Raw genomic sequence first — 26454 nt, forward strand, 5'->3', positions numbered from 1 at the left:
GTGAACGGGCCGGCGCCGCTCGCGCTGAAAGTGAACGGCGCGACGCATCTTGTCAGCGCCGCCGCCGACACGCCGTTGCTCTATCTGCTGCGTAACGACCTTGCACTCAACGGTCCAAAATTCGGCTGCGGACTGGGCGAATGCGGCGCATGCACGGTGCTGCTCGACGGCGTGCCGACGCGTGCGTGCGTGACGACCGCCAAAGTGGCATTAGGCCGCGAGATCACCACGCTCGAAGGATTGGGTACACGCGCCGCGCTGCATCCAGTGCAACAGGCTTTTATCGAAGAGCAGGCTGCGCAATGCGGCTATTGCCTGAGCGGGATGATCATGACGGCGAAGGCGTTGCTCGATCGCGACCCGCATCCCAGTGTGGAAACGATCCGACGCGAGTTGTCGCGCAACCTGTGCCGCTGCGGCACACATGTGGAGATCGTGCGTGCTGTGCAGCGCGCCGCTGAACTAATCGCGTCGCAAAAGAATGCTTCCGAAGGGGCGCGCGCATGACAGGACCGGATTTCAGCGTCGACCGCCGGGCCGCTGCGCCGTCGCGCAAGCAGTTGTATGACGCGCAGAGCGTACTGATCGTCATGCGCGCGCCGCAAGCGCCGGTCAAGCCGGCTGTTGGGCAACCCGGCTCGCGGTCGTCGTTTGTTCCAGGCGAGCCCGATATGTTTCTCGCCGTCCGCGACGACGGCAGTGCGATCGCGTTCAACGGCCATGTCGATCTCGGCACTGGCATCGGCACCGCGCTGGCGCAGATCGTCGCAGAAGAACTGGATCTGCCTTTGACGCGCGTGTCGATCGTGCTCGGTCACACGAACGAAACGCCGAATCAGGGGCCGACTATCGCAAGCGCCACGATGCAGATAACCGCAGTGCCGCTGCGGCATGCGGCGGCGCAGGCGCGTCAATGGCTCCTCGCGCAGGCGGCGGCGCGCTTCGGCGTGGATATCGAAAAGCTCGCTGTACGCGACGGCATGGTGTTCGAACAAGACGGCGACAACGCGGTAGAGAAAGCAAGACGCATCGGCTACGGCGAGTTGATCGCAGGGCAGCGAGTCGAATTGCAGCTGACTACCGACGCGCCTTTGAAATCGCCGCACGCCTACAAGATTGTCGGTAAGAGCGCGCCGCGCGTCGACATTCCCGCGAAGGCGACGGGCGAATTGAGCTTCGTGCACGACGTGCGTGTGCCCGGCATGCTGCACGGCCGCGTTGTGCGCCCGCCGTATGCGGGGATCGCGCAGGGCGATTTTGTCGGCAACAGCCTGCTGCATGTCGACGAAGAATCGATTCGCGACTTGTCCGGCATCGTCAAAGTAGTCGTCATACGCGACTTTGTAGGCATCGTGGCCGAACGCGAGGAAGTCGCGCAGCAGGCCGCGAAGCGGCTCCATGTGCAGTGGAAAGCCGCCCAACCGTTGCCGCCGCTCGAAACCAGTGAAGAGGTAGAAGCCGCATTGCGTGCAAATCCGGCGAAACGGCGGGACCTCGTGATCGACGGCGATGTCGACGCGGCGCTTTCGCAGGGCGCGAGCCGCACGCTGAATCGCACCTACGTGTGGCCGTTTCAGATGCACGCGTCGATCGGCCCTTCGTGCGCGGTCGCCGATTATCGCGAGGGCGCGCTGAAAGTGTGGTCGGGTACACAAAATCCGCATTCGCTGCGCGCCGACCTTGCATTGCTGATGTCGATGGACGAGGCGCTCATCGACATCGTGCGGATGGATGCGGCCGGCTGCTACGGTCGCAATTGCGCGGACGATGTCGCCGCCGACGCCGCTCTGCTCTCGCGCGCGACCGGCGCCCCGGTGCGCGTGCAACTGTCGCGCGAGGACGAGCACGCGTGGGAGCCGAAGGGCGCGGCGCAATTGATGGACGTGCGCGGCGCGTTGAGCGCCGAAGGCGAACTGGCGGCCTACGACTTCGCGACGCGTTATCCGTCGAACGACGCACCTACGTTGGCGCTGCTGCTGACCGGCGTGCTGTCCGCGCAGCCGCAGGTCTTCGAAATGGGCGACCGGACGGCGGTGCCCCCATACGATTATCGGTCGATGCGCGTGGTCTGCGACGACACGCCGCCCATCGTGCGTGCGTCGTGGCTGCGCGGCGTGTCCGCGTTGCCGAACACGTTCGCGCACGAGTCGTTCATCGACGAACTCGCGGCCGAGGCGGGCGTCGATCCGGTCGAATTTCGCCTGAAACATTTGAGCGACCCCCGTGCCGTCGAACTCGTGAAGGCGGTCGCCGAGCGTGCGGACTGGCAGCCGCGAGAGCCGCGGACCGACCAGCCGCGGGAGGAGGGCGACATCGCGCGCGGCCGCGGCATTGCTTACGCACGCTATGTGCACAGCAAGTTTCCCGGCTTCGGCGCGGCGTGGTGCGCGTGGGTCGCCGACGTCGAAGTGAACCGCCGAAGCGGCGAACTCGCGGTAACGCGCGTGGTGGTCGGCCAGGACACGGGCACTATGATCAACCCCGACGGCGTGCGTCATCAGATTCACGGCAACGTGATTCAGGCGACGAGCCGCGCACTGAAAGAGCGCGTGACGTTCGACCAGAACGCGGTGACGAGTCAGGAGTGGGGTGCGTACCCGATCCTCACGTTCCGTGAAGTGCCCGTGATCGACGTCGTGATGATGCCGCGCCACGGCGAGCCGCCGATGGGCGCCGGCGAGTCCGCGTCGCTGCCCGGCGCGGCGGCGATTGCGAATGCGCTGTACGACGCGACCGGCGTGCGTTTTCGCAAGCCTCCTTTCACGCCCGAAACGATCCGCGCCGCGCTCGCCGATGCGCAGGCCGAAGACGCCGCGTCGCGCCGCAAGAAGCGCTGGCGCTTGGGTTTTCTCGGCGCATTTGCCGCGGGCGCTGCGGGCTGGCTCGGTGCGTCGGCGTGGGCGCCGCCGCCCATTGCGCCGATCGCACCGCCGCTTGCCAGTGCGTTCGCGCCGGACCTCGTCGCGCGCGGCAAGCTGCTGGCCTCGCTCGGCAATTGTGCGGTGTGCCATACGGCGCGCAACGGTGTGCCGAACGCGGGCGGCAAGCCGCTCGAGACACCGTTCGGCACCGTCTACAGTACGAACATCACGCCCGATGCGCAGACGGGCATCGGCTCATGGTCGCTCGAAGCGTTCGTTCGCGCGATGCGCGAAGGCATTAGCCGCGACGGCCATCGGCTGTATCCGGCGTTTCCGTACACGTCGTTCAGGAACACTTCCGACGACGACCTCAAGGCGCTTTACGCGTACCTGATGTCGCAAACGCCGGTTCGCTTCCGTCCGCCGGAAACGAAGCTGCCGTTTCCGTTCAGCGCGCGTCCGCTGATGGCCGCATGGAATGGCCTCTTCCTCGGACGCAATACGTTCGTTGCGAGCGCGACGCAAAGCGCGCAGTGGAATCGCGGCGCGTATCTCGTCAACGGTCTCGGGCATTGCAGCGCATGCCACACGCCGCGCAACGCTTTCGGCGCCGAGAAGACCGGCGCGGCGTTCATGGGCGGTGGTAGCGCGGAAGGCTGGGAAGCGCCCGCGTTGTCGTCGCTCTCTAACTCTCCTGTGCCGTGGAGCGAAGACGAACTGTTCAGCTATCTGCGCTTCGGACACGCGCCGCTGCATGGCGTTGCGGCTGGCCCGATGGCGCCGGTCGTCGCAGATCTCGCTGCGTTGCCCGACAGCGATATTCGCGCGATGGCAAACTACCTTGCGTCGCTCAATCCCGTTGAAGCGAACGTCGATACCGCCGCGATGGCGCGTCAATACGAACACGCAAGCGCGATCACCGGCACGCCGGCCGGCGTCGGCGCACGGCTTTTCGACGGTGCATGTGCCGCCTGTCATCACACGGGCAGCGGGCCGCAACTGTTCGGCGCGCATCCGTCGCTGGCGCTGAATACGAATTTGCACAGCGCGACGCCCGATAATCTGATCCGCGTGATACTCGACGGCATCGGCTCGCCTGCGCGGCCCGAACTCGGTACGATGCCGGCTTACCGCGACAGTTTCAACGACGCCCAGGTCGCCGAACTCGTGACGTATCTGCGGCAGCAGTTCGCGGGCGGCAAGCCGGCCTGGCAGGACGTTGCCGCAAGCGTCGCGCGGATTCGCGCAACGCCGGTCGCCGAGTGAGCGTGCTACGCAACGACCGGTCGACCGTTCGCTCGAGCGCCGCTGCAATGCCGGACAGAAAACCAACGCATTCCCGCAATCCCTTTGATACGGAGAAACGCATGACCACGCGCGCAAGATGGATCTCTCGCCTCACGCTATCGACGGTGCTGTCGTTCGCCGCCTTCGCCGCGAACGCACAGCAGACCATCAAGATCGGCGAAATCAACAGCTACAAGGCGCAGCCGGCCTTTCTCGGTCCTTACAAGAACGGCTGGAATCTTGCACTGGAACAGATCAACGCTGGCGGAGGCGTGCTCGGCAAAAAGCTCGAAGTCGTTTCGCGCGACGACAACGGCAACCCCGGCGACACGATCCGAGTCGCGCAGGAGCTGATCGCGCGGGAACAGGTGCAGCTGCTGTTCGGTGGTTTCCTGTCGAACACAGGGCTCGCGCTCACCGACTTCGCGAAGCAGAAGAAGATCTTTTTCCTTGCCGCCGAACCGCTGACCGACAAGATCGTTTGGGCGGACGGCAACAAATATACGTATCGTCTGCGTCCTTCCACGTACATGCAGGTGGCGATGCTCGTGCCCGAAGCGGCCAAGCTGAAGAAGAAGCGCTGGGCGCTGGTCTATCCGAACTACGAGTACGGACAATCGGCGGTCGCGACTTTCAAGAAACTGTTGAGCGCCGCGCAACCTGACGTGCAGTTCGTTGCCGAGCAGGCCACGCCGCTTGGCAACGTGGACGCAGGCGCGGTCACGCAGGCAATCGCCGACGCCAAGCCCGACGCTATTTTCAACGTGCTGTTCGGCGCCGATCTCGGCAAGTTCGTACGTGAGGGCAATACGCGTGGGCTGTTCAAGGACCGCAGCGTTGTTTCGCTGCTGACGGGCGAGCCGGATTATCTCGATCCGCTAGGCGCCGAAGCGCCGGCCGGCTGGATCGTGACGGGCTACCCGTGGTATTCGATCGATACGCCGGCCAACAAGAAATTCGTCGACGCGTATCAGGCGAAGTATCACGACTATCCGCGGCTCGGTTCGGTGGTTGGTTATTCGGCGCTCATGTCGATTGCGGCCGGCATCAAAAAGGCGGGTTCCGTCGATACCGACAAGCTCGCGGCGGCTTTCAAGGGCCTCGGCGTGGAAACGCCGTTCGGGCCGATCACCTATCGCGCGCAGGACAATCAGTCGACGATGGGTGCTTACGTCGGCGTGACTGGTCTGAAGGACGGCAAAGGCGTGATGACGTCGTATCGCTATGTCGACGGCGCGAGCGTTCAGCCGTCGGACGCCGAGGTGAAGAAGCTGCGGCCCGCCGAGTAAGCTTCCTGTCGCGGCGCGAGCGTGCCGCCGCGCCTGCGGCGGCCCATGCCGCAGGCGTCCATCCATGCCGGCGCCGATGAGGCGTCGGTGAGGTGTCGATGAGGCGCCAGGCCGCCGGCCGATCTTCCGGCTGGCTCGCTTGAGCCGAAGGCGCTATTCCTCGGCGTCGTGCTCGGCCACGAAGCGCCTCAGATACGCCAGCACGGCTGCCTCGGCCGCGCGATGATCCGCGGTACTCTTTGAGCCGGCGTTCTCTTCGTCGCCGAACAGCGACGAAGGCGCGTCGTGCACGTCGATTTCCTGCCCCTCGCGGAAGATGCGAATCTCGTGGACGTCTTCCGCGTATTCGGCAATCCAATGCACGCCTTCGATATGCGCACCCGCGCGCACGGTGGGGATCTTCATGGATGTCTCCCGTTCGAGCCGGTCAAGTGCCAACTCTTGATGACACCATACGCCGTCGACGTGAACGGCGCGAGTCCCGGCAGCTTGAATGACGACCCCGGCACACGCATTGCTCAGCGACTAGAGCCACTTTCAACCGGAGAACCGTCATGCCCGAAAAGAAAACCGTGAAGCGTGCCGAAGCCGACAAACGCGCCGGCAAGTCAGCAAGCACGCAAGCTGGAGAGTTCGTCAAGGAGCAGGTGGACAAGGTGCGCGCCGGCAAGCACGGCGTGAGGTCGCCGAAGCAGGCGATCGCCATTGGCCTCTCGGAAGCGCGTCGCGCGGGCGTGGATCTGAAGGCGCCGAAGAAAGGCGCCGCAAGCGAGGCCACGCGCAAGAAAGCCGAGAAGGACAGCGCTGCGGGGCAGAAGAAGAGCAGCGCAAAAAAGACGGCCAGCAAGGAGTCGACGGCGAAGCGCTCACGCGCCTCCACCAATGCGCTGAAGCGCGAGAGCAAGGCAGGCGCATCGCCTTCGGCGATGTCGAAGCAGGCAAAGTCCGCCGCAGCGAAGCGTCCGGCGGCGAGCCGCTCGGCGGCCGCCAAGAAGGCTGCTGCGACCAAGGGTGCAGCCGGCCGTTCGGCGGCGGCCAAGAAGGCGGCTCAGACGCGCGCGGCTCGCGCGCATCATTGAGCCGTGGTGGACCTTACTGCACGGTGGCCAGTACGTCGCCGACAGTCTTGAAGATGTGCGCGATCTGCTCTTCGTTGATGATGAGCGGCGGCGAGAACGCAAGAATGTCGCCGGTGAAGCGCACCAGCACGCCCGCTTCGAAGCATTTGACGAATGCTTCGTAAGCGCGTGCGCCGGGCGCGCCGTCGCGCGGTTCGAGTTCGATGCCCGCAATCATCCCGAGGTTGCGGATGTCCTTCACGTGCTTCGCGCCGCGCAGCGAGTGAGCGGCGGCTTCGAACGTCGGCGCAAGCGACGCGGCGCGCTCGAAGAGTCCTTCGCGGCTATAGAGGTCGAGCGTAGCGATAGCCGCGGCGACGGCCGCCGGGTGCGCCGAATACGTGTAGCCGTGGAATAGCTCGATCGCGCCTTGCGCGCCGGCGTTGACGATCGTGTCGTGCACCGTGCGGCTTGCCGCAACCGCGCCCATCGGAATCGACGCGTTGTTGATCGCCTTGGCCATCGTGATGAGGTCCGGCGTCACGCCGAAATATTCACTTGCCGTGGCCTTGCCGACGCGGCCGAAGCCGGTGATCACTTCGTCGAAAATCAGCAGGATGCCGTGCTTCGTGCAGATTTCGCGCAGCTTCTGCAGATAGCCTTGCGGCGGAATCAGCACGCCCGTCGATCCGGCGACCGGTTCCACGATCACCGCGGCAATCGTCGACGCGTCGTGCAGCGTGACGATGCGCTCCAGTTCCTCTGCGAGATGCGCGCCCCAAGCCGGCTGGCCCTTCGAGAAAGCGTTGTGTTCGAGGTTGTGCGTGTGCGGCAGGTGATCGACCGCCGGCAGCAACGCGCCGGAGAAAGTCTTGCGATTAGGCGCGATGCCGCCGACCGAAATGCCGCCGAAACCCACGCCGTGATACCCGCGCTCGCGGCCGATCAGGCGCGTGCGCTGCCCTTCGCCGCGCGAGCGGTGGTAGGCGAGCGCGATCTTCAGCGCGGTGTCGACCGATTCGGAACCCGAGTTCGTGAAGAAGATGCGGTCGAGGCCCTCGGGCATCAGCTCGGCGACCTTCGTGGCCGCTTCGAACGCGAGCGGATGGCCCATCTGGAAAGTCGGCGCGAAGTCGAGCGTGGAGAGTTGCTGCGTAATGGCGGCAACGATCTCGTCGCGGCTGTGTCCCGCATTGACGCACCAGAGACCCGCGCAGCCGTCGAGCACTTCGCGGCCGTCCGTGCTGCGGTAATACATGCCTTTCGCCGATTCCAGCAGGCGCGGCGCGGCCTTGAACTGGCGGTTGGCGGTGAAGGGCATCCAGAAAGACGACAGATCGTCGATGACGGGGCGCGAAGTCATGGTTTCTCCTCGAAGTGGTTTCCCGATAGGGACTTCCGTTGGGGCGCCCCTGACGCATTTCCGTCGAGGCACCCCGAGGGCACTTCCCGTGGGCATAGCCAAAACTGTAGCGTTCGCGGTTTAATGGCGGCATAAACAGTTGACGCAGTGTCGCGCTAACTGTGTTGGTGGATTTGCAGTAACTGTGTCGACGCGCATCGCGTGAATCTAGCGCGGATCGAGCGTCGAACGGCAGGCGGCCGCGCGCCGTTTCCGCAACATTCATTTAGGGCCGTTCGCCGGCCGCCTTTTTCGTCCTGACCATGATCGAATTGAACCTCGAGCGCGACCGGCGCGCCGCTCCGACCCTGGTCGAACAGGTAGTGCAAGGCTTCGCCCGGGCGATCGAGGCTCAATCGTTACGCGCGGGCGCGTTGCTGCCCTCCGTCCGGCAACTGGCCCAAAGTCACGAACTCAGTACGTTCACGGTGACGGAAGCGTACAACCGTCTCGTGTCGATGGGGCTTGTGGTCGCCCGGCGCGGCTCCGGGTATCGCGTGGCGGCGCGCCCGTCGTCCGCGCGGCCCGCGGTGACCGACTGGCAGCCGCCGAGCCTCACCGCGACCTGGCTCCTGTCCGACGTGTTCGCCGATCATTCGGTGCCGATCAAGGCGGGCGGCGGCTGGCTGCCGAACGAGTGGATCAACGAAACGGGTCTGCAGCACGCGCTGCGTGCGATGAGCCGCGTGCCTGCGGCGCGGTTCGGCGATTACGGGCATCCATACGGGTTCGCGCCGTTGCGCGAGCGCATCGCGGAGCAGCTCGACCGGCGCGGCTTGCCGGTCGACGTGTCGAACGTGTTGCTCACGCAAGGCGCGACGCAGGGGCTCGACCTGATCGTGCGTACCTTGCTGCGCGCGGGAGATTCGGTGATCGTCGAAGATCCGGGTTATTGCAACCTGCTGCAGATTCTCAAGCTGGCGGGACTGGTCGTGCATGGCGTGCCGCGCACGCCCGCCGGCGTCGATACCGATGTACTCGAAACACTCGTCGCGCAGCACAAGCCCAAGGCTATTTTCGTCAACACGACGCTGCAGAATCCGACCGGCGCGACCTTCGGCATGTCGGCCGCGTTTCGCTTGCTGCAGATCGCCGAGCGTCAGCGCATGTGGGTGATCGAGGACGACGTGAGCCGCGAGCTGGCGCCGTCCGGTGCGCCGCTTTTCGCCGCAATGGAAGGCTTGCAGCGCGTGCTGTATGTCAGCGGTTTTTCGAAGACGGTAACGCCGGGGCTGCGCTGCGGCTATGTGGTCGCGGAGCGCGCGGTGCTGCGTGAGCTGGCGCGCACGAAGATGGCGGTGGGGCTGACGTCGTCGGAAGCGATCGAGCGGATCGTGGACAAAGTGCTGCTCGAAGGGCGCTACGCGCGCCACGTGGAAGCCGTGAACGAGCGGCTGAAGCTCGCGCACGCAACCGTCGAGGAGCGGCTGGATTCGCTCGGGCTCGAAGTGTTTCACCGCCCGCGCGCAGGGCTTTTTTTATGGGCGCGTTTGCCGATCGACGCCGCGCGCGCCGGCGACGTGGCGACCGCCGCGCTCACGCACGGCATCTGGCTTGCGCCCGGCTCCTACTTCCGTCCCGACGACGCGCCGAGCGCATGGTTCCGCTTCAACGCCCCGTATTCAACCGACGACGCGTTGTGGCGCTTCATCGAGCAGGTTGGGCGTGGCGTAATCTAGCCGCACGCAGGTGCCCGGATGAAAAGGGTGCCCACGCGCTCACGCGCGGATGGTGTCGATCAGCTTCAGTGCGATCGGATAGAGCGAGCAGACCAGCAGCAGCGCCATTGCGATATTGAAGACGCGCAGGCGCTTCGGGTCGGACAGCACGCGGCGCATAGCGGTGCCAAAACCGGCCCACAGGCAGATGCACGGAAAGCCGATCACATAGAACAGCGCCGCCATTGCTATCGCGTTCATGCTGTAGCTCTCGCTCAAATGGATCGTGGTGGCGGCGGTCAATACCATCATCCATGCCTTCGGATTGACCCACTGGAAAGCGATGGCTTCATAGAATTTCATTGGCCTGCGCTCGCCCTGCTTTACTTTCAATTCGCCGGACGTGCCGATTTTCCACGCGAGGTAAAGCAGGTACGCAACGCTCGCGACTTCGAGCACCGTGTAGAGCACCGGGAACTGAATGAAGGCTTCGCCGAGACCGATGCCCACCGACAGCATCAACAGCACCACGCCGGCGCTAATACCCGACAGATGCGGCAACGTGCGGCGAAAACCGAAGTTGACGCCCGAAGCCAGCAGCATGGTGTTGTTCGGACCTGGCGTGATCGTTGTGACGAGCGCGAACAGGATGCCGGCTGGCAGCGCGCTGAGCGTGAAGTAAGACATGGCGGACTCCAAAGGCTGGCAGAGGACTTTGGAGCATTCTAGCGAGCGTTGCCGGTACAGTACCTGTACGGATTTGAGGATGGTGTCCGGTACAGACGCCTGCGCACTGTTGGGACCACGCGTAAAACGACACGATTTACTTCCGGCCAGAACTGGACGTTCGTAATCGGATCATGGCCGACCGCAACCCATACGTAACTGGCCATTCGATATTGCCTCGCCAGTTTGCCGAAACAGCACTAGCGCGTGCCGGCGCGCCCGTGATTGCCTGTCAGTTCCACCACGAAGTCAAGAAAAGCACGGGTCTTTGCCGGCACGTGGTGCCGGGATGCGTAGTAGACGTATAACGGATACCGTTCGTCTACCCACTCGGGAAAGAGATTGACCAACCGGCCGTCGGCAATCAGGGGCTCGGCACCGAACAGCAACATCTGCGCAATCCCGGAACCGGCGAGACATGCGTTGAGCAAGGCACCCGGATCGTTGACCGTGAGTCGTCCCTGAGTGTCGACCACAATGCGTTTCCGCTTGCGATGAAATTCCCACTGGAACGGCTTGCCTGTCTCCGGGTTGCGGAATTCAAGGCATCTGTGGCTTCGACCTTGCAGGTCCTCGGGTTTTGCCGGCCGTCCCCACCGAGCAACGTACGAGGGCGCTGCGACCGTCACGATGCGGGTGTCGAGCAGCTTTCTCGCGATCAGGGTAGACGCTTTGGGTTCGCCGAATCGTACGGCGAGGTCGAAGCCGTCCATGACGAGGTCGCCAAGACTGTCTCGCGCGATGAACTCGATTTCGAGTTCGGGGTGTGCGTCCATGAACGCATCGAGTTGTTCCCCGAGAATGGTCCGGTAGACGACAGGATCCAGATTGATTCTCAGCTTTCCACGCACAGCGGACGCGCCGCCTGCCGCAGCGGCCGCTGCTTCCTCAAGTCCGGCGAGATGGGGCATGACCTGCTCGTAAAAGCGGCGGCCCTCTTCAGTCAGGGAGACGGAGCGCGTTGTCCGGCTGAAGAGCCGGATGTTCAACCTTTTTTCCAGCCGCGCAATCGCCCGACTGACGCCCGGCGGCGTCATTCCTATTACCTCCGACGCGGCCACAAACGTTCCCGCATCCACTACGGCGGCGAACACGCTAATGCTGCCGGAAAGCTTCTCGCTACTGGATCTCATGGTTGCTCGAGTTAATACGTTTGGCGGAGCGCAATCGACCGCGTGAAATCGAACGCTGCGCCGCGCAGCAGTGGACGTGTCTGCTGATCATGCCAAATAGGTGACGCTCTGTCACTTATCTGATGACACCCATGTCATTTTGTTTCTTTAAGTGCTTGGCCAGAATACGTCTCACCGAAACATCCGCTGGACGCTTCAACGGAAACCGCTCGCGGCGCGCGTTTTCGCCCATCACTGAAGCACTGTAGTGCCGCGATTCATTCATTCGGGAAGAAACGGAAAATGGCAGCTCAAACAGATCGTCGTCGTCTTCTGAAGGGTGCGTCGAGCCTGCTGGCTCTTGCGACACTTGGTGGCGTCGCAAGCCGCGACGCGCGAGCAGTATCGCCGCGCGCGAGTGGCGACGCCGCGCTGGCCCGTCACCCGGCCTACAGTTCGATCGATCAATGCCTGCAGAGGGCAGTGGACGACGGCACGGTTGCCGGTGTTGTCGCCATGGGCGCAACCGACCGCGGACTGGTGTACGAGGGAGCGTGTGGCCGGGCGAACGCCCGCACTGGCGAGGCCATTAGTCCCGACACAGTCTTCTGGCTCCTGTCGATGACAAAGGCGATTACCGCAACCGCGTGCATGCAACTCATCGAGCAGGGCAGACTGCGGCTGGATCAACCTGCGGGCGAAATCCTGCCGCAATTGAAGTCGCCTCAAATCCTCGATGGATTCGACGTCTCCGGGCAACCCAAGCTGCGTCCCGCGCGCAATGCGATCACGGTACGCCATCTCCTCACGCATACCTCCGGATTTACGTACAGCATCTGGAGCGACAAGCTCAGCCGGTACGAGACGGTGACGGGCATGCCGGACATCGGCTATTCGATGAACGGTGCATTCGCGGCGCCGCTCGAGTTCGAGCCGGGCGAGCGCTGGGAGTACGGCATCAGCATGGACTGGGTCGGCAAACTGGTCGAGGCCGTGACCGATCAGTCGCTGGAAGTCTACTTCCGTGAGCACATCTTCGATCCGCTGAGCATGCACAACACGGGATTTCTCATCGGTAGCAAGCAGAAGCAGCGCGTCGCCACCATGCACAGGCGTCAGGCGGACGGCTTACTCGCGCCTGAGCCGTTCGAAACCAACCAGCGCCCCGAATTTTTCATGGGCGGAGGCGGACTCTTCAGCACGCCGCGCGACTACATGGCGTTCCTGCAGATGCTGTTGAACGGCGGCACGTATCGCGGCGAACGCGTGCTACGCGCTGACACCGTCGCGACGATGTTCCGCAATCACATTGGCGATCTGCAGGTCGCGGAAATGAAGACGGCGCAGCCGTCGTGGTCGAACAGCTTCGATCAGTTTCCCGGCACCGCGCACAAGTGGGGGCTGTCGTTCGACATCAATACAGAGCAAGGACCCCACGGACGAAGCGCAGGCAGTGTGAGCTGGGCCGGGTTGTTGAACACCTACTTCTGGGTGGATCCGGTCGAGCGGGTCGCCGGATCGCTCTTTACGCAGATGCTGCCCTTCTACGATGCGCGCGTAGTGGACCTCTACGGACAGTTCGAGAAGGCGTTTTACGACGGTTTGCGTCGCGCCTGAGCGATTGACCGTCGGCACATTCACCGTGCGTCAACCGATATATCCACACATGGAGAACGAGCAATGTATGCAATCACAGGAATCACCGGCAAGGTGGGCGGCGCAGTGGCCCGCGAACTGCTGGCTGCTGGTCACCCGGTGCGCGCAGTCGTGCGCGATGCGACGCGAGCAGAGGCGTGGGCAGAGCGAGGTTGCGAGATCGCGACGGCTTTCATGGAAGACCCTTCGTCGCTCGCTGCCGCATTCGAAGGCGCGACGGGCGTTTTCATCCTGCCGCCTTCGGAGTTCGATCCGGAGCCCGGGTTTCCTGAAGCGCGCACAGTGATAGAGGCTGTGTGCGCAGCACTCCTGGAGGCGCGGCCCGACAAGGTCGTTTGCCTCTCGACGATCGGCGCACAGGCCGACGAGGTCAACCTGCTCACTCAACGCACGCTGATGGAGCAGGCGCTGCGCGAGATGCCGATGCCCGTGACGTTCCTGCGGCCTGGCTGGTTCATGGAGAACGCCGCGTGGGATGTTGCGTCTTCAAGCGACGATGGCGTCATTGCCAGTTACCTGCAGCCGCTCGACAAGCCTGTGCCGATGGTCGCCACCGCGGACGTGGGCCGCGTTGCTGCCGAACTGCTCCAGCAGACGTGGCGCGGTGTGCGCGTCGTCGAGCTTGAGGGTCCACGCCGGACGAGTCCTAACGATCTCGCAGCGGCTTTCGCCAGTGTGTTGAGTCGTCCTGTACGTGCGGAAGCCGTCGAAAGGCAGACGTGGGAAGCGCTGTTCCGCACGCAGGGCATGAAACATCCTATGCCCCGCATGCGCATGCTGGACGGCTTCAACGAAGGCTGGATCGATTTCGAAAGCAGTTCTGACGAAATCTTGCGAGGCCACGTCGAACTGGAGACCGTTCTGGGCGAGCTTGTGTCGCGTCGCACCTGACCAGAGCCGATAGCGGGATGCGTGGACTCAGGGTCTTACTTACCGATACATCAGGATTTCGTTCAAACCAGGAATACACGATGGAATACAGCATGCTTGGCAGAACTGGGCTACGGGTTTCGCGGCTGAGCCTGGGCGCAATGACTTTCGGAACTGGCTCGGGCATCTGGGGCAGTATTGCCGGCTTGAACAGCGATCAGGCCGCCCGGCTCGTCGCAATGGCCGTGGAACGCGGCGTCAACCTGATCGACACGGCTGACGCCTACTCGCAGGGTCGCTCAGAAGAGGTCGTGGGCCATGTCCTGAAAGCGCTGGGGCTGGACGAAGATCGAATGCTCGTCGCGACCAAGGTTCGGCTACGCACCGGCACCGGCCATAACGAAGTAGGATTGGGCCGCTCACACATCATGCGCTCGGTCGAGACAAGCCTGAAGAGACTGGGTCGCGATCACATCGACCTGTTCCAGTTGCATGACCGTGACGCGCTGGTTCCGCTCGACGAGACGCTTCGTGTTCTGGACGACCTCGTCACCCAGGGCAAGGTCCGCCATATTGGCGTGTGCAATTTCAGTGCAGGCGATCTCGAGCGGGCCGTCGGCATAACGTCCCGTACCGATCGAGCTCATGTCGTCAGCAATCAGGTGCACTACTCGCTGACGAGCCGCGATATCGAACACGAAATCATGCCGGTTGCAGCGACAAACAGAATCGGCCTCCTGGTCTGGAGTCCGCTCGCAGGTGGCTACCTGAGCGGCAAGTACTCGCAGAATGGGGAAGCCGCCGGGCGGCGTGCCAAGCTCGACTTTCCGCCGGTCGATACAGTCAGGGCGGAGCCGATCCTCGCAGTATTGCGTGAAGTCGCCGACGAACTGGCGGCCACGCCAGCTCAAGTCTCATTGGGCTGGTTGCTTGCGCGCGAGCAGATCACTTCTGTCATCGTCGGAGCCCGCACGTGTGAGCAACTCGCAGCTAATCTCGATGCACAGAATCTCGTATTAACCTCCGAGCAGTGCGCGCGGCTCGATGAAGTATCTGAACCATCAGTGCCGTTCCCCTACTGGATGCAACGCTTCCATGACCGGGATCGCGTCTTCGGTTGAGTGGCGGGACGTTGGGAGTCTTGCCTGCGCGAGGCGGTTGAATGGGGAAAGTCTGCGGCACTGTCACGCCACCACTCTCATCCTGATCGACACGCGGCAGAGCGGGCCACGTAGCACCGGACACACAGCACAATCAGGGAATGTAGCGTTGCTCCCTGAGTTCGGTCAGCATCTCGATGTACATCTCCTCCGAATCGATGCAATCATGGAAGCCATGTTTGCGCGCCTTTATCGTGCTAGAGATGTTGTCAAAGGTCGTTTTGAAAATCATGTCGCCAAACTTCCACGACACGATCTGGTCGTACGGGTAGTGTCGAAGGTTGTGCTTCTCGACCAGACTGTTCCACAGCTCTGCCTTGTCGGCCATCATCTGTTGTAACAGCATGGGGAACGGCTCACCGGCCGACACATCGAAAAACTCCGCCAGACGCGGCCAGACGCGAGACCATCTGAAGTAATCGCCATTCGTGATGTTGTAAATCTCGCCTCGGCATGCGTCGGTCTCGCCCACCCAATCGACGGCGCTCGCGAGAATTCGAGTATCGGTAATCTGGTAGAGCGCGTCGAAAGCGGCGCGGGGGCCGGGAAAAGACATTGGAACGCCCAGGGCCTTCGCTAACGTTCCATAGACTGCAATCACCATCAGCAGATTCATGGGATTGCCCACGGCAACCCCTGCAACACCCTCGGGACGCAATGCAGTCCAGGACCATGATTTGCCGACTGAACGTTCCCGAAGGAAATCCTCCTGGTCGTAATAGAAGTTCGGTGGCATATGGCGCGGATCGCTCTCCTTCGCGGGCGACGGAATCGGGCCAATATGCACGCCGTATGCCTTGCCTCCCTGCATCAGCGTGACGTGCTGCAGGTTCGCCGCGTGCTTCTCCATAACCTCAACCATGTTCTTCAGCATCCGCAGATTCACCTCGACCAGTTCCGCAGGCGTCGGCTTCTCCTGGTAGGCTGCGAACACGAGATGCGTCGCTTCCGGTACTTGTGCAAGTAGCGCCTCGCAGGATTCCCTGTCCAGCAGGTCGACCGCCAAATGCCTGGCGCGCGTAGGGAAATCAGGTGCGCGTCGGGAAACGGCGACCAGGCCGACGCCGCTGGGTTCATAGTGTGCGAGTACTCCGCGTCCGATAACTCCGACCGCGCCTGCTACGACCACTGTTTTCATGTTCGTCTGCTCTCGAGAGATTCGTCAATTGAATGCCGCGCGAGAGTATCGCGGTTCGCATCCTGGCCTTCTTCGGTCAGGTCTCGACCACCTGAGCGTGGGCTTCCCCGTGCGGTGCTTTCCAGCACCATGCCGGCTCATGCCGACATCACGAAGTCAGGTAGAACGAACTGACCGAGTTCCTCAATGACCTCACCCGCCGAGCGTTGGCCGTATTTCAAATTGATGATCACATGGTTGACGCCGACCTCCTCCTGCAAGCTGTGCAGCAGCGCGGTCAGGTGATATCGCCCCAGTTGATAGCCCAGGTGGATCGGTCGTGGTGGTGTCTGAGGGTTATCTGTCAGGTCGATGTATAGCGACTGAGTGAAGGGTTTGAACTGTTCACCACATTCGGCACGAACCGCCGTGCGCCAGCGCTCGACAATCAGCTGCTGTGCCTTCGGTGCGCGCGGATAGGTGATCCAGCCATGACTGTAGCGGGCGATCCACTCAAGTGTCTGGCGGCTATGGCCGGTGACGAAAAAAGGAATTTCCGCCGTGGTCGGCTTGGGAATCAGGTCTGCCCCCTCAAGCCTGCCGCCGGACCAGGTTAAAGGCACGAAACTGGTGAGCTGAACCTCGCGAAACACCTTGAGGTATTCGCGGAACAGGCTGCCGCGTTGCTCCGGGTCGACACCGAATGCTGGAAACTCTACTGGACGGTCACCGGAAGCCACGCCGAGCAGCAGGCGGCCACCACTGAGCTGATCGACACTGGTTGCGGCCTTGGCTGTGTGTAGGGGATTGCGGATTGGCAGGATGACCGACGCGGTACCCAGCGCAATCGAGCGAGTGTGTGCCGTCATAAAACCCAGGTAGACCCAGGGATCGAAGACCTGGCCCGAATCACCGAAGCTGGGATCGCGTAACGGCACGTCGCGAAACCAGAGGGCAGAGAAACCCAGCTTTTCGGCACGTTGGGCCAAGCTCACCTGGTCCAACATACTCGGCGTATCGCCGGTGAAGGCTTCGAGGGGAAAGAAAAGACCCAGGCTCAGGCGGCCTTGGCGGTAAGTGCGCTGAAAGCCAGGTTGTTGCTGATAGGGAGTGGAATTCGGAGTAAACATGCTCTGGCAAATAGACGATTTCGGCGAGCTAACGCCACCAGATCAGGACACCTTGTCGAGCAGCGAGGACCAAACTCCAGGCGGTAGGCATGGTGGCATCTTTGAGGTACAGGCAATTCGGGCGAAATTGCCCCTTTTGCGAATGCGGGCATCGATTCAATGCCCGCTACGGTGGTGACCGCGTTCCTGAAACGTTTGAAGCTGGGCATCGCGTTTGTTCTGGACTTTACGTTGCGATGGTCCTGCTTGATCCGGTTGTTGAGACATTGAGCATCGAACCTTCGTGTCCTCGGGCAGCAGGGCTTTGCGCGAATACTTGCACCACAACCCTTCGGGCGACGGGATTGAGTCTAGGGGAAGGGGGCCGGCGTTTCTTTCCAGTTTCTGTCAAAACGTGTCGAAATCTTGCTTGATCGCGACTTGTCTGAAGTACTGAACCGATAAGAGGGACGGTCTTCGCGGGAGCACTGCACGATGTCGTTCACGACGCTGTATAGCCGACGCTTCGCGTGCGGTCGTGAGTGAGCAGCATTTCGAAACAACTGTGCACGCGCATGGAGGTGGCGGCGCCGGAAACCGCGCCGCCAGATGTCTACGCGCCGTACAACGCGGCGCGGCCGGTTTGCAGATAAGACGACATCTCAACCTCCGGCACCATGCCGCCGCCCGTCGCCCAGATGACGTGTGTCGCATTGCGCATGGCTGCGTCGCCTAGAGTCATGCGCGCGCGATAGCCCTGAGCTTCTTTCGATACCCGCGCGAAACCCGGCGCGCCCGCAAGCGCGGACGGCTCCAGCCGAATGGCCTGAGTGTCCGCCATCAAAGCGAGAAGGGCGTACAACTCGCGGTCGTCGATCGTGTAGTAGCCGTCGATCATCCGCTGCATCGCGCGGCCGACGAAGCCCGACGGGCGACCGACCGCGAGTCCGTCTGCCGCCGTCAGGTTGTCGATACCGAAGTCTTGTACCGCGAGCTTCTCGTGCAAACCGGTGAGCACGCCCATCAACATGGATGGCGAGTGCGTCGGCTCCGCGAAGACGCAATGCACCGCATCGCCGAATGCGAGCTTCAGACCGAACGCGACGCCGCCCGGACCGCCGCCGACGCCGCATGGCAAATAGACGAAAAGCGGATGCCCGGCATCGACAGCAACGTTCGCGAGATCGAGCTGGCGTTTGAGGCGTTCGCCCGCGACTGCGTAACCCAGAAACAGCGTGGTCGAATTTTCATCGTCGACGAAGTGGCACAGCGGATCGTTCGACGCGAGACGCCGGCCGCTCTCGATCGCTTCGCCGTAGTCGCCCGCATATTCGATGACCGTCACGCCGTGCGCGCGCAGACGGTCTTTCTTCCATTGACGTGCATCGGCGGACATGTGCACGGTAGTTGTGAAGCCGAGCGTCGCGCTCGCGATGCCGATCGACATGCCCAGGTTACCCGTCGAGCCTACCGCGATGCTGTGCTTGCGAAAGAGCGCGCGACACGCGTCGGTGGCGAGCATGCGGTAATCCTCGCCTTCATTCAGCAGGCCGTGGCGTATCGCGAGTTGCTCAGCATGAAAGAGCACTTCGTAGATGCCGCCGCGCGCCTTGATCGAACCGGAAATGGGCAGATGACTATCCTGCTTGAGTAGCAGGCGACGAGGTGTCTCGACCTCGTAGCGCCGGCTCAATGCGTCCGCGAACAAGGGCACCTCAGTCAACGGCGATTCGATGATGCCGCCCGCGTCGCGCACATCGTCGAAGGTCTGCGCGAGCAGCGGCGCGAATCGTTGCAGGCGTGCGCTCGCGTCGGCGACATCGGATGCATCGAGCGGAATGTCGTCAATCGCATCGGCCAGCGGCGCGACAGCCGGGTTGAACCATTCGACGGGCTGAAGCTCCATGAGCGGTCGCAAGAGCGGATAGTCGCGAAGCCACGCGTCGAGCGGCTTCCCATAAATGGAATCGATCATGTTCGGTCAGACGGCGGACGTTGAAGAGGAAGCGGAATTGTTCGAAGGAGCCACCGCATCGAACACGGGTGGATGTGTGACGATGGACTTGAGATCGACATCGGATGTGCGCAGTTTCGCGGCATCCGGGATCGGACGGCGCGTTTCATCGGACGACGCGAAGAGCTTTTCAAAGGCGCGCGCTGCATCGAGCAACGTGAGATCGCCGCGGAACGCCCCAATCATCTGAAGCCCGAACGGCATGCCGCGATGATCGACACCGCATGGCAACGACAAGGCCGGGTTTGTCGCGAGCGTCACCACATAGGTCAACGCGAGCCAACGATAGTAGTTTTCCAGCTCGACGCCGTTCACGGACTTCAGATACGGCTGCGTCCAGGGGAACGGCGACACGGGCGTGGTCGGCGACAGGATCAGGTCGTAGCGGTCGAACAGCGTCTGGAATTGGCGGAACAGCCGCGTTTGATCGGCGTGGGCGCGCACGCAATCGGCGAGTCCCATGCCGATGCCCATCTCGTAGTTCGCACGCGGATTGGGCCCGAGCAGTTCAGGATTGGTTTCGTAGGCCTTTTGCAGGCCCGCAACGAAAGCCTCCGCGCGCAGCACGTCGAAGCAGCGGTGCGCGCCTTCGAAATCGACTTGGACCGGCTCGCAAACGGCGACATGGCCGCGCAGGAATTCGATCTTGCGGCGGAACACGGCGCGGATCTCATCATCGACCTCACAGACGCCGAAGTCTTCGGTGTAGCCGATACGCAGCTTCGACAGGTCGGTGAGCGCGCGGCCGTCCATCGTGGGCGCCATTGTGAACGGATAGCCGAGCGGATCGCTGTCCGATTGCCCGACCGTCGCCGCGAGTTGCAGCCACGTGTCTTCGACGTTGCGGCCCATCGGCCCGACAACGGCAATCGGTGTCCAGCCCAGCGGCTTGCGGTCACTCGGCACGAGTCCCGGCGATGTGCGCAATCCGACCACACCGCACTTCGCAGCAGGAATGCGCAACGAGCCGCCCGTGTCGGATCCGCTTGCAAGCGGCACCATGTCGAGTGCGAGCGCAACTGCCGATCCGCCAGACGATCCGCCCGCGTTCAGGCGCGGATCGAACGGGTTGCCCGTTGCGCCCCAAACGGGATTGAAACTGTTCGCGCCAGCGCCCAATTCGGGCACATTCGTCTTGCCGACGACGATCGCGCCCGCCGCGCGCAAACGTCGTACGAGCGTGTTGTCGCGTGCGGGCACGTTCGCCCGATACAGCGGCGAGCCGTACGTCGTCAGAATGCCTTCGGTCTCTTCGAGATCCTTGATGGCGATCGGCAGGCCGTGCAGCGGCCCCAGCGTGGTGCTACGCGCGAACGCGGCATCGGCGGCGCGCGCCTCGAGGCGCGCGCGCTCGAAGCTCGTTGCGGTGATCGCGTTCACATACGGATTGAGCGCTTCTATGCGCGCAATGCAGGCATCGAGCAATTCAACGGCGGAGATTTCGCGCGCCTGCAAGAGCGCACGCAGCGCGACGGCGCTATGACGCGTGAGTTCGTGACGGTCGGTCATCGAGCGATCCTTTGGCAATGATACAAAGAGTGCGCTCAATGTAGACGACGAGAAATTGAGCGGCTAGTGATGTTTATCGAACGCTGACTTCACTTTTGGACAACGCTCGCCGGCGGCGTTAGTTCATCGCTCAAGCGCTCGACGAACGACTGCAGAAGCGGCGGCAATTCACGCCGCGCGAGCGTTTGTATTTCGATGGCGCGTTCGCTCGTCGCGAACTCGGGCACAGGCAACGCGACCAGTTCCCCCGTCGCGAGACGCGGACGCACGAAGAGTTCGCCGCTGAACGTGACCGCGTCGCTTGCGAGCGTGAAGCCGAGCAGCGTTTCTAGCGTCGCGCTGCTGAGCACGCTCTTGCAAGCTACGCCTTCGCGGCTGCAATAGATATCGATGAGCGTATGCAGCGTCGAATGAGCGCCGGGCAACGCGAGCGGATAGGCAAGCAATTCGCGAAACGAAACCTGCGGCGATGACGCGAGCGGATGCGACGCCGCAACGATCGCGAACATGGGTGACGGCGCTGAGAACGCGACATGAATGTCCTTCGCGGGACCGAAGCTGAAGGTCAGTCCGACATCGGCTCCGGCTTCGCGGACACGCTGGGTGACGCCAGCGGCGGTATCCACCACGACTTCGAACGATGCGGGCGCGACGGTGCGGCGGAAATCGGCCATTGCGCGCGGCAGAAAAGCTGCCGCGAAACCTTCGGTGCATGCAATGCGAATCCTGCGGGCCGCCTCGCCGCGAAGCGCGTCGATTTCGAGCGAAATCTGTTCGGCGTCCAGTTGCGAGCGCCGCGCATAGGCTGCGAGCATTTCTCCTGCTTTGCTCGGCACCATGCCGCGCGATTGCCGCACAAAGAGCGGCATGCCGAGTTCGCCTTCGAGCCGCGTGATTTGCCGGCTCACCGCCGACGGCACGACGTTCAGCCGATGCGCGGCGTCGGCGATGGACCCGGTGTTGACGACTTCGAGAAAGTAACGGACAGCGGCTTCCTGAAGAATGCGGGCGTTCATGCTGGATCGATGTAGTGACGCGTAGTCCGCATCATAGCGCCCGCACACTGCGATCATGCAATCAGGCTTCTTCAGCGGTTCCCAAACGGCGCGCATCGTTTTCGCTTGCGAGCCCAATCGACAGGCTCGTGACCGCCGCGAGCGCCGTTGCCGCGATCAGGAAGCCGAACACGGCGTTGTAGTTGCCCGTCATGGACACGAGCAGGCCAATGACAGCCGGCGCGACGAAACCTGCTACCTGTCCGCCGAAGTTCACCATGCCTGCGCCCGTACCGATCAACTTCTGTGGGAGGAACTTCGTGGGCAGCGCGAAGACACCCGCGAATACGAAGGACTTGAAGAAATACACGATCGATTGAAATGCGATCACGCCCGTCACGGTTTCAGCCGTATACATCTCGTAGAGGAAAAAGCCGGAGATCGCGCAGCACGCGGCCATCAGCCATTTCTCGCGGCCATCGAACCAGCGCGTGAGAATCCATCCGCCGAGCGCCGTCGAGATGCTCGCGGCGACGAAGGGCAGCGGCGTCAACATGCCGACCGCTTTCAGATCGAGATGACGTTCGGTCAGCAGATACGCGGGCATCCATGCATCCAGACCTTTGTTGACGATGCCCATGCCGAACCACGTGAGCAGGATCTTCCACATCAGCGGCATCTTGAGGAGCGCGCGCGTCGCCGCACCGTCGATGCGTGTGGCACGGCCCGACGCATCGCGCTTCTGATGCGTGTCCTTGACGGCGAACAGGTAGAACAGCGCGAACACGACGCCGGCAATGCCCGCCACGACGAACGCGTGACGCCATCCCAGGTACAGAATGAGAGGCGCGATCGCAAGCGGAGCAATAAAGCTGCCCACGTAGTTCGATGACATCAGCAATGCGGACATTTTCGGGCGATCGGCACGCGCGCACGATTCGGTGACGCCTTTCACGGCGGCGCCGGGATAACCGCCTTCGCCGAGACCAAAGATAAAGCGGATCGCGATCAGCGAGGCCAGCGACCATGCGAGACCCGTCATCAGCGTGAACAGCGACCAGAATGCCACCGATACGACGATGACCTTTTTGCTGCCCCAGCGATCCGCGATCCAGCCGCCGGGTATCTGCATCGCGGCGTAGCTGATATAGAAGGTGCTCATGACGACGCCGAGCGCCGCCGATCCAACGTTGAATTCCTTGCCGATGGCGACGAGCGACAGCGCAATCGCCGCGCGATCTATGTACGAAATGCAGTAGCCGAGATAGAGCAGCGCGAATACCGCGATACTGGCGCGCCTGCTTTTATTGGGGTCGATCATCGTGAGAGTCTGTCTGAGAGGAAAGATCGGGCCCGCTCCGGCTGTACCGAGCGCTCCCACTGCGACTAGTCGGACTGATGCTAGGTAGCCACAAATGCATGGGCAAGTGACATATTCCGAACGCTTGCTTTCCGAAAAATCACGTATCGCGCATTGATCGGGCACGGGAATGACAGCCATCCGGATGGGCCGGAAACGGGTTGGGATAAAGTATCGAGGCCTTGATGCCGTTATCAGATAGCGGGTAGGCAAATTACAAAAGGCACGCGGACCGGGGCCGGTCGCTACCTGATTTAATGCATGCAGAATGAGAGATGCATGGAGCGTTGATGAATATTGTTTCCGGACACCGACGCGACTGGGGGAACGGTCAGAGCGATAACCAGACCACCGATGTCGCAAATCCAGAGGCGGAGCTGACTACGTCGCTAGCGACGGCAGCGCGGGTCGATACACTGCTTCAAGCCTCCCGCGATCGAATGCGCGGGCGGGACTGGGCATGGTATCGCGCGGGAGACAAGCTGCGCCTTGCGGCATATTCCGGGGCCGAAACGGTCTGGCCCGAGGCCCTCGCGAACGACGCGTTAGTCCCGTTTTGCGAGTCGCAAGCATTACATTGCTGGCCGACCGGAACCGGCGACAAAGCGCTCGGCTGGCTGCTCGCGCCGCTAAAGGACGCGAACGACGAAGCACTCGCGGCGTTCGCCAACACATTGGGACTGCAACTGCTTGGCGACGCGCTCGTTCGCGCGCAACACACCCAGCGCGTGCTCCACGAAATCGCGTACCTGGCCAGTTCGACCGGCGAACGCTCAGCGTTCCTGCATGCCGTTCACCGGCAGCTAGCCACGATAATCGATGCAGAGAACTTTTATCTCGCGCTGTATGAACCGGAAAGCAGACGTATCACGTATCCGTATTATGTGGATGTGATCGACGTCGACGCACTCGAATCCGAAAGCTATGACATGCTCGATCCGGATCGTTTGTCGCTGACTGCACAGGTCCTGACGACCGGACAGCCGTTATTGATCGACGCCGCCGGAATTCAGGAGGCGGAAGCGGCAGGCCGCTTCTTTTGCGTTGGAGATCGCCCCGAATTCTGGATGGGCGCGCCGTTGAAGAACGCATCGGACGAGGTGTTTGGCATGCTCGCCATGCAGGTCTATGACGTATCGCGCATATACAGCGCCGACGACCGGGCGCTGTTTCTCGTGGTCGCGCGTCATGTTGCAATGGCGCTCGACCGCATTCTTCACCGAGCGAACCTCGAAAATATCGTAGCGCGCCGGACATCGGAACTCTCGGAACTGAATGACGCACTCCGGCAGGAAGTGGCCGAGCGAAAACGCGCGGAACATCTGCAAAGTGCGCTTTTCAGTATCGCGGAGTTGTCGAGCGCGTCGGGGGACATGGTCGAGTTCTTCCGCAGCCTGCATCGCATTCTGGGCGAGCTTCTGTACGTGCACAACTTCTATATCGCACTGTATGACGAGGCGACAGCAACGGTTTCTTTCCCCTATTACGTCGATGAACTGGTTGACGAGCAGCCGGCTCCGAGGCGCTATAAACGCGGCTTCACGGAATACGTTATTGCACAGCGTCGACCGTGTCTTTTCAATCGTACCGATGCGGAGCGCCTGATCCGCGACGGCAAGGTCGAACTCGACCACGACCACCTGAATCTGCGTTCGTGGCTAGGTGTGCCGCTTTTCGAAGCGGGTAAGGTGCGAGGCATGCTCGCGGTGCAGAGCTATTCGACCGACGTACAGTACACGCCCCGCGATCAGGAGTTGCTGACGTTCGTCTCGCGTCACATCGATACGGCATTGTCCCGGCGAAGCGCCGCCGATGCACTGTATGCCGCGAACCTCGAACTGGAAGCGCGCGTGCAGGAGCGCACTCGCGAACTGGATAGGGCAAACGCGCAACTGTTGCACGAGAACTTCCACGACTCGTTGACCGGGCTGCCCAATCGCAGCCATCTTCTCGAGCGGCTCGGCGCGGAATGGATCCGGCATCTGGATTCCGGAAGACGTTTGGTCGTGATGTTCCTCGATCTGGACCGCTTCAAGGTAGTCAACGACAGTCTCGGCCATCATTTCGGAGATCAGCTGCTGGTGTCGGCAGCGAAACGGCTGCGCGACTGCCTGAGCAGAACCGATATGCTCGCGCGCCTCGGGGGAGACGAGTTTGCGATCCTCTCGCCCGAAGCGTCGCTCGAAGCGGCAGTCACCATCGCCGAGCGGATATTGTCGGTGTTCGACCTGCCGTTTCATATCGACGATCACGTCGTTTTCTCGTCATGCAGCATCGGGATCGTGACCGCCGAGCATGAATTCCATAGGGAACCGGCCGACCTCTTGCGCGACGCCGACACGGCGATGTATCGCGCGAAAAACGGTGGCCGCGATAGTTACGTGGTGTTCAATCAGGAGTTGCGCCATGAGGTCTCGGACCGGATGCGGCGCGAAGGCGCGCTACGAAATGCGCTTAAACGCGACGACGAACTGATCCCGTTCTTCCAGCCGATCATCTGCACGATCACAGGCCGTCTGACCTCGCTCGAAGCATTGGTACGCTGGCGGCAGGAAGATGGCCGCCTGCTCGCGCCGGGAGAATTCCTGCCGGCGATGGAAGGACTGCGGCTGATCGGCCGGCTCGATCTCTACATGCTCAATTGCGTCGCGGCAATTCTCGCGCAGCCTGCGCACGCCGGCTGGCCTCCCGTCCATGTCAACTGTTCGAGCTACAGCATGACGCGCGCGGAGTTCGCCGGCGACGTACTCGCGCTGCTGCAACAGCACGGCGTCGCACCGTCGCGCGTGCGTCTGGAACTGACTGAAGGCGCGTTGATCGCGGAGCCGGAAGTCGCCCGGCAGACGATGCAGCATCTGATCGACAACGGCGTGTCGGTGGTGCTCGACGACTTCGGCACCGGCTTTTCATCGCTCAGCTATGTGCATCAGTATCACTTCAGTGCGCTGAAAGTCGACAAATCGTTCATCGTCGGCTTGACGTCGAGTCCGCGCACGCGCGCCATCGTCCGGGCGATCGTGCGGATGGCGGAATCGCTCGGTCTGGGCGTGGTGGCCGAAGGTGTCGAAGATGCGGTCGCTTTGGCTGCATTGCGGGACATCGGCGCAACCGAGGCGCAAGGCTACTACATCGGCAGACCCATGCCGCTCGCCGAACTGGTTGAGGCATTGAGCGCGGGCAAGGCGAGGCAATGGCTCGTACCCGCTGAGCAGCAGGTCAGCTAATCGCGCCGCGATCCAGCGGACCTTGTTGAGCCTTTCCGATACGTTGC

General features: G+C 62.4%; 20 protein-coding genes. 9 read left to right on the top strand and 11 right to left on the bottom strand.

The features are described 5' to 3' along the window. The 3 genes from ACTJLB_RS17325 to ACTJLB_RS17335 all read left to right on the top strand — a co-directional run bounded on the left by ACTJLB_RS17325 (position 1) and on the right by ACTJLB_RS17335 (position 5437). Positions 1–507: a (2Fe-2S)-binding protein gene (locus ACTJLB_RS17325; protein WP_440783959.1), complete on the top strand. Its 507-nt coding sequence runs from the start codon at positions 1–3 to the stop codon at positions 505–507. Continuing rightward, positions 504–4127 (top strand): molybdopterin cofactor-binding domain-containing protein, encoded by a 3624-nt coding sequence (locus ACTJLB_RS17330; RefSeq protein ID WP_440783960.1) that lies wholly within the window; start codon positions 504–506, stop codon positions 4125–4127. The genes ACTJLB_RS17325 and ACTJLB_RS17330 overlap by 4 nt, the downstream gene beginning before the upstream one ends. 101 nt (positions 4128–4228) lie before the next feature. Continuing rightward, complete coding sequence (locus ACTJLB_RS17335; protein WP_087753582.1) at positions 4229–5437, top strand: ABC transporter substrate-binding protein; 1209 nt, start codon at positions 4229–4231, stop codon at positions 5435–5437. A 153-nt stretch (positions 5438–5590) separates the two neighbouring features. On the opposite strand, the gene ACTJLB_RS17340 is transcribed toward ACTJLB_RS17335, so the two are convergent. Beyond that, a complete protein-coding gene (locus tag ACTJLB_RS17340; protein ID WP_020066610.1) occupies positions 5591–5842 on the bottom strand; it encodes a hypothetical protein in 252 nt (83 codons plus the stop codon). A 149-nt stretch (positions 5843–5991) separates the two neighbouring features. On the opposite strand from ACTJLB_RS17340, the gene ACTJLB_RS17345 reads away from it, so the two are divergent. After that, complete coding sequence (locus ACTJLB_RS17345) at positions 5992–6516, top strand: DUF6496 domain-containing protein (RefSeq protein ID WP_088174205.1); 525 nt, start codon at positions 5992–5994, stop codon at positions 6514–6516. Between the two features lie 13 nt (positions 6517–6529). On the opposite strand, the gene ACTJLB_RS17350 is transcribed toward ACTJLB_RS17345, so the two are convergent. Continuing rightward, positions 6530–7858, bottom strand: coding sequence for an aspartate aminotransferase family protein (locus ACTJLB_RS17350; protein WP_087753581.1), 1329 nt, complete (start codon positions 7856–7858; stop codon positions 6530–6532). A gap of 302 nt (positions 7859–8160) precedes the next feature. Here ACTJLB_RS17350 and ACTJLB_RS17355 point away from each other — a divergent pair, with 302 nt between their 5' ends. Further along, complete coding sequence (locus ACTJLB_RS17355; protein WP_088174207.1) at positions 8161–9576, top strand: aminotransferase-like domain-containing protein; 1416 nt, start codon at positions 8161–8163, stop codon at positions 9574–9576. A 39-nt stretch (positions 9577–9615) separates the two neighbouring features. On the opposite strand, the gene ACTJLB_RS17360 is transcribed toward ACTJLB_RS17355, so the two are convergent. Together ACTJLB_RS17360 and ACTJLB_RS17365 are read right to left on the bottom strand one after the other, a co-directional pair. After that, on the bottom strand, positions 9616–10242 hold the full coding sequence (locus ACTJLB_RS17360) for a LysE family translocator (protein WP_020066606.1): 627 nt from the start codon (positions 10240–10242) through the stop codon (positions 9616–9618). Positions 10243–10481: 239 nt separating this feature from the next. Further along, on the bottom strand, positions 10482–11414 hold the full coding sequence (locus ACTJLB_RS17365) for a LysR family transcriptional regulator (protein WP_440783961.1): 933 nt from the start codon (positions 11412–11414) through the stop codon (positions 10482–10484). A 282-nt stretch (positions 11415–11696) separates the two neighbouring features. Between ACTJLB_RS17365 and ACTJLB_RS17370 the strand changes: the two genes are divergently transcribed. The 3 genes from ACTJLB_RS17370 (at position 11697) to ACTJLB_RS17380 (ending at position 15040) form a co-directional block, all read left to right on the top strand. Then, entirely contained in the window at positions 11697–13010 is a 1314-nt protein-coding gene (locus ACTJLB_RS17370) for a serine hydrolase domain-containing protein (protein WP_440783962.1), read from the top strand. A 63-nt stretch (positions 13011–13073) separates the two neighbouring features. Continuing rightward, complete coding sequence (locus ACTJLB_RS17375) at positions 13074–13940, top strand: NmrA family NAD(P)-binding protein (protein ID WP_440783963.1); 867 nt, start codon at positions 13074–13076, stop codon at positions 13938–13940. An 80-nt stretch (positions 13941–14020) separates the two neighbouring features. Then, positions 14021–15040, top strand: coding sequence for an aldo/keto reductase (locus ACTJLB_RS17380; RefSeq protein WP_440783964.1), 1020 nt, complete (start codon positions 14021–14023; stop codon positions 15038–15040). 133 nt (positions 15041–15173) lie between these two features. Here ACTJLB_RS17380 and ACTJLB_RS17385 read toward each other — a convergent pair whose 3' ends face one another. From ACTJLB_RS17385 to ACTJLB_RS17415, 7 genes are all read right to left on the bottom strand, one after another. Further along, positions 15174–16217, bottom strand: coding sequence for an SDR family oxidoreductase (locus ACTJLB_RS17385; RefSeq protein WP_440783965.1), 1044 nt, complete (start codon positions 16215–16217; stop codon positions 15174–15176). Positions 16218–16354: 137 nt separating this feature from the next. Next, positions 16355–17326: an LLM class oxidoreductase gene (locus tag ACTJLB_RS17390; protein WP_440783966.1), complete on the bottom strand. Its 972-nt coding sequence runs from the start codon at positions 17324–17326 to the stop codon at positions 16355–16357. Further along, positions 17254–17640, bottom strand: coding sequence for a DDE-type integrase/transposase/recombinase (locus ACTJLB_RS17395; RefSeq protein WP_440784017.1), 387 nt, complete (start codon positions 17638–17640; stop codon positions 17254–17256). Before ACTJLB_RS17395 ends, ACTJLB_RS17390 begins: the two co-directional genes overlap by 73 nt. A gap of 278 nt (positions 17641–17918) precedes the next feature. Beyond that, positions 17919–19280, bottom strand: coding sequence for a D-serine ammonia-lyase (gene dsdA, locus ACTJLB_RS17400; RefSeq protein WP_440783967.1), 1362 nt, complete (start codon positions 19278–19280; stop codon positions 17919–17921). A gap of 6 nt (positions 19281–19286) precedes the next feature. Then, entirely contained in the window at positions 19287–20828 is a 1542-nt protein-coding gene (locus ACTJLB_RS17405) for an amidase (RefSeq protein WP_440783968.1), read from the bottom strand. 89 nt (positions 20829–20917) lie between these two features. Next, on the bottom strand, positions 20918–21844 hold the full coding sequence (locus ACTJLB_RS17410) for a LysR family transcriptional regulator (RefSeq protein ID WP_227471191.1): 927 nt from the start codon (positions 21842–21844) through the stop codon (positions 20918–20920). Positions 21845–21905: 61 nt separating this feature from the next. Continuing rightward, positions 21906–23144 (bottom strand): MFS transporter, encoded by a 1239-nt coding sequence (locus ACTJLB_RS17415; protein ID WP_440783969.1) that lies wholly within the window; start codon positions 23142–23144, stop codon positions 21906–21908. Positions 23145–23473: 329 nt separating this feature from the next. On the opposite strand from ACTJLB_RS17415, the gene ACTJLB_RS17420 reads away from it, so the two are divergent. Continuing rightward, a complete protein-coding gene (locus ACTJLB_RS17420; protein WP_440783970.1) occupies positions 23474–26407 on the top strand; it encodes a sensor domain-containing phosphodiesterase in 2934 nt (977 codons plus the stop codon). The last annotated feature ends 47 nt before the right edge of the window (positions 26408–26454 follow it).

It is taken from the genome of Paraburkholderia sp. 22098 (assembly GCF_052045935.1).
Classification (GTDB): domain Bacteria; phylum Pseudomonadota; class Gammaproteobacteria; order Burkholderiales; family Burkholderiaceae; genus Paraburkholderia; species Paraburkholderia caledonica.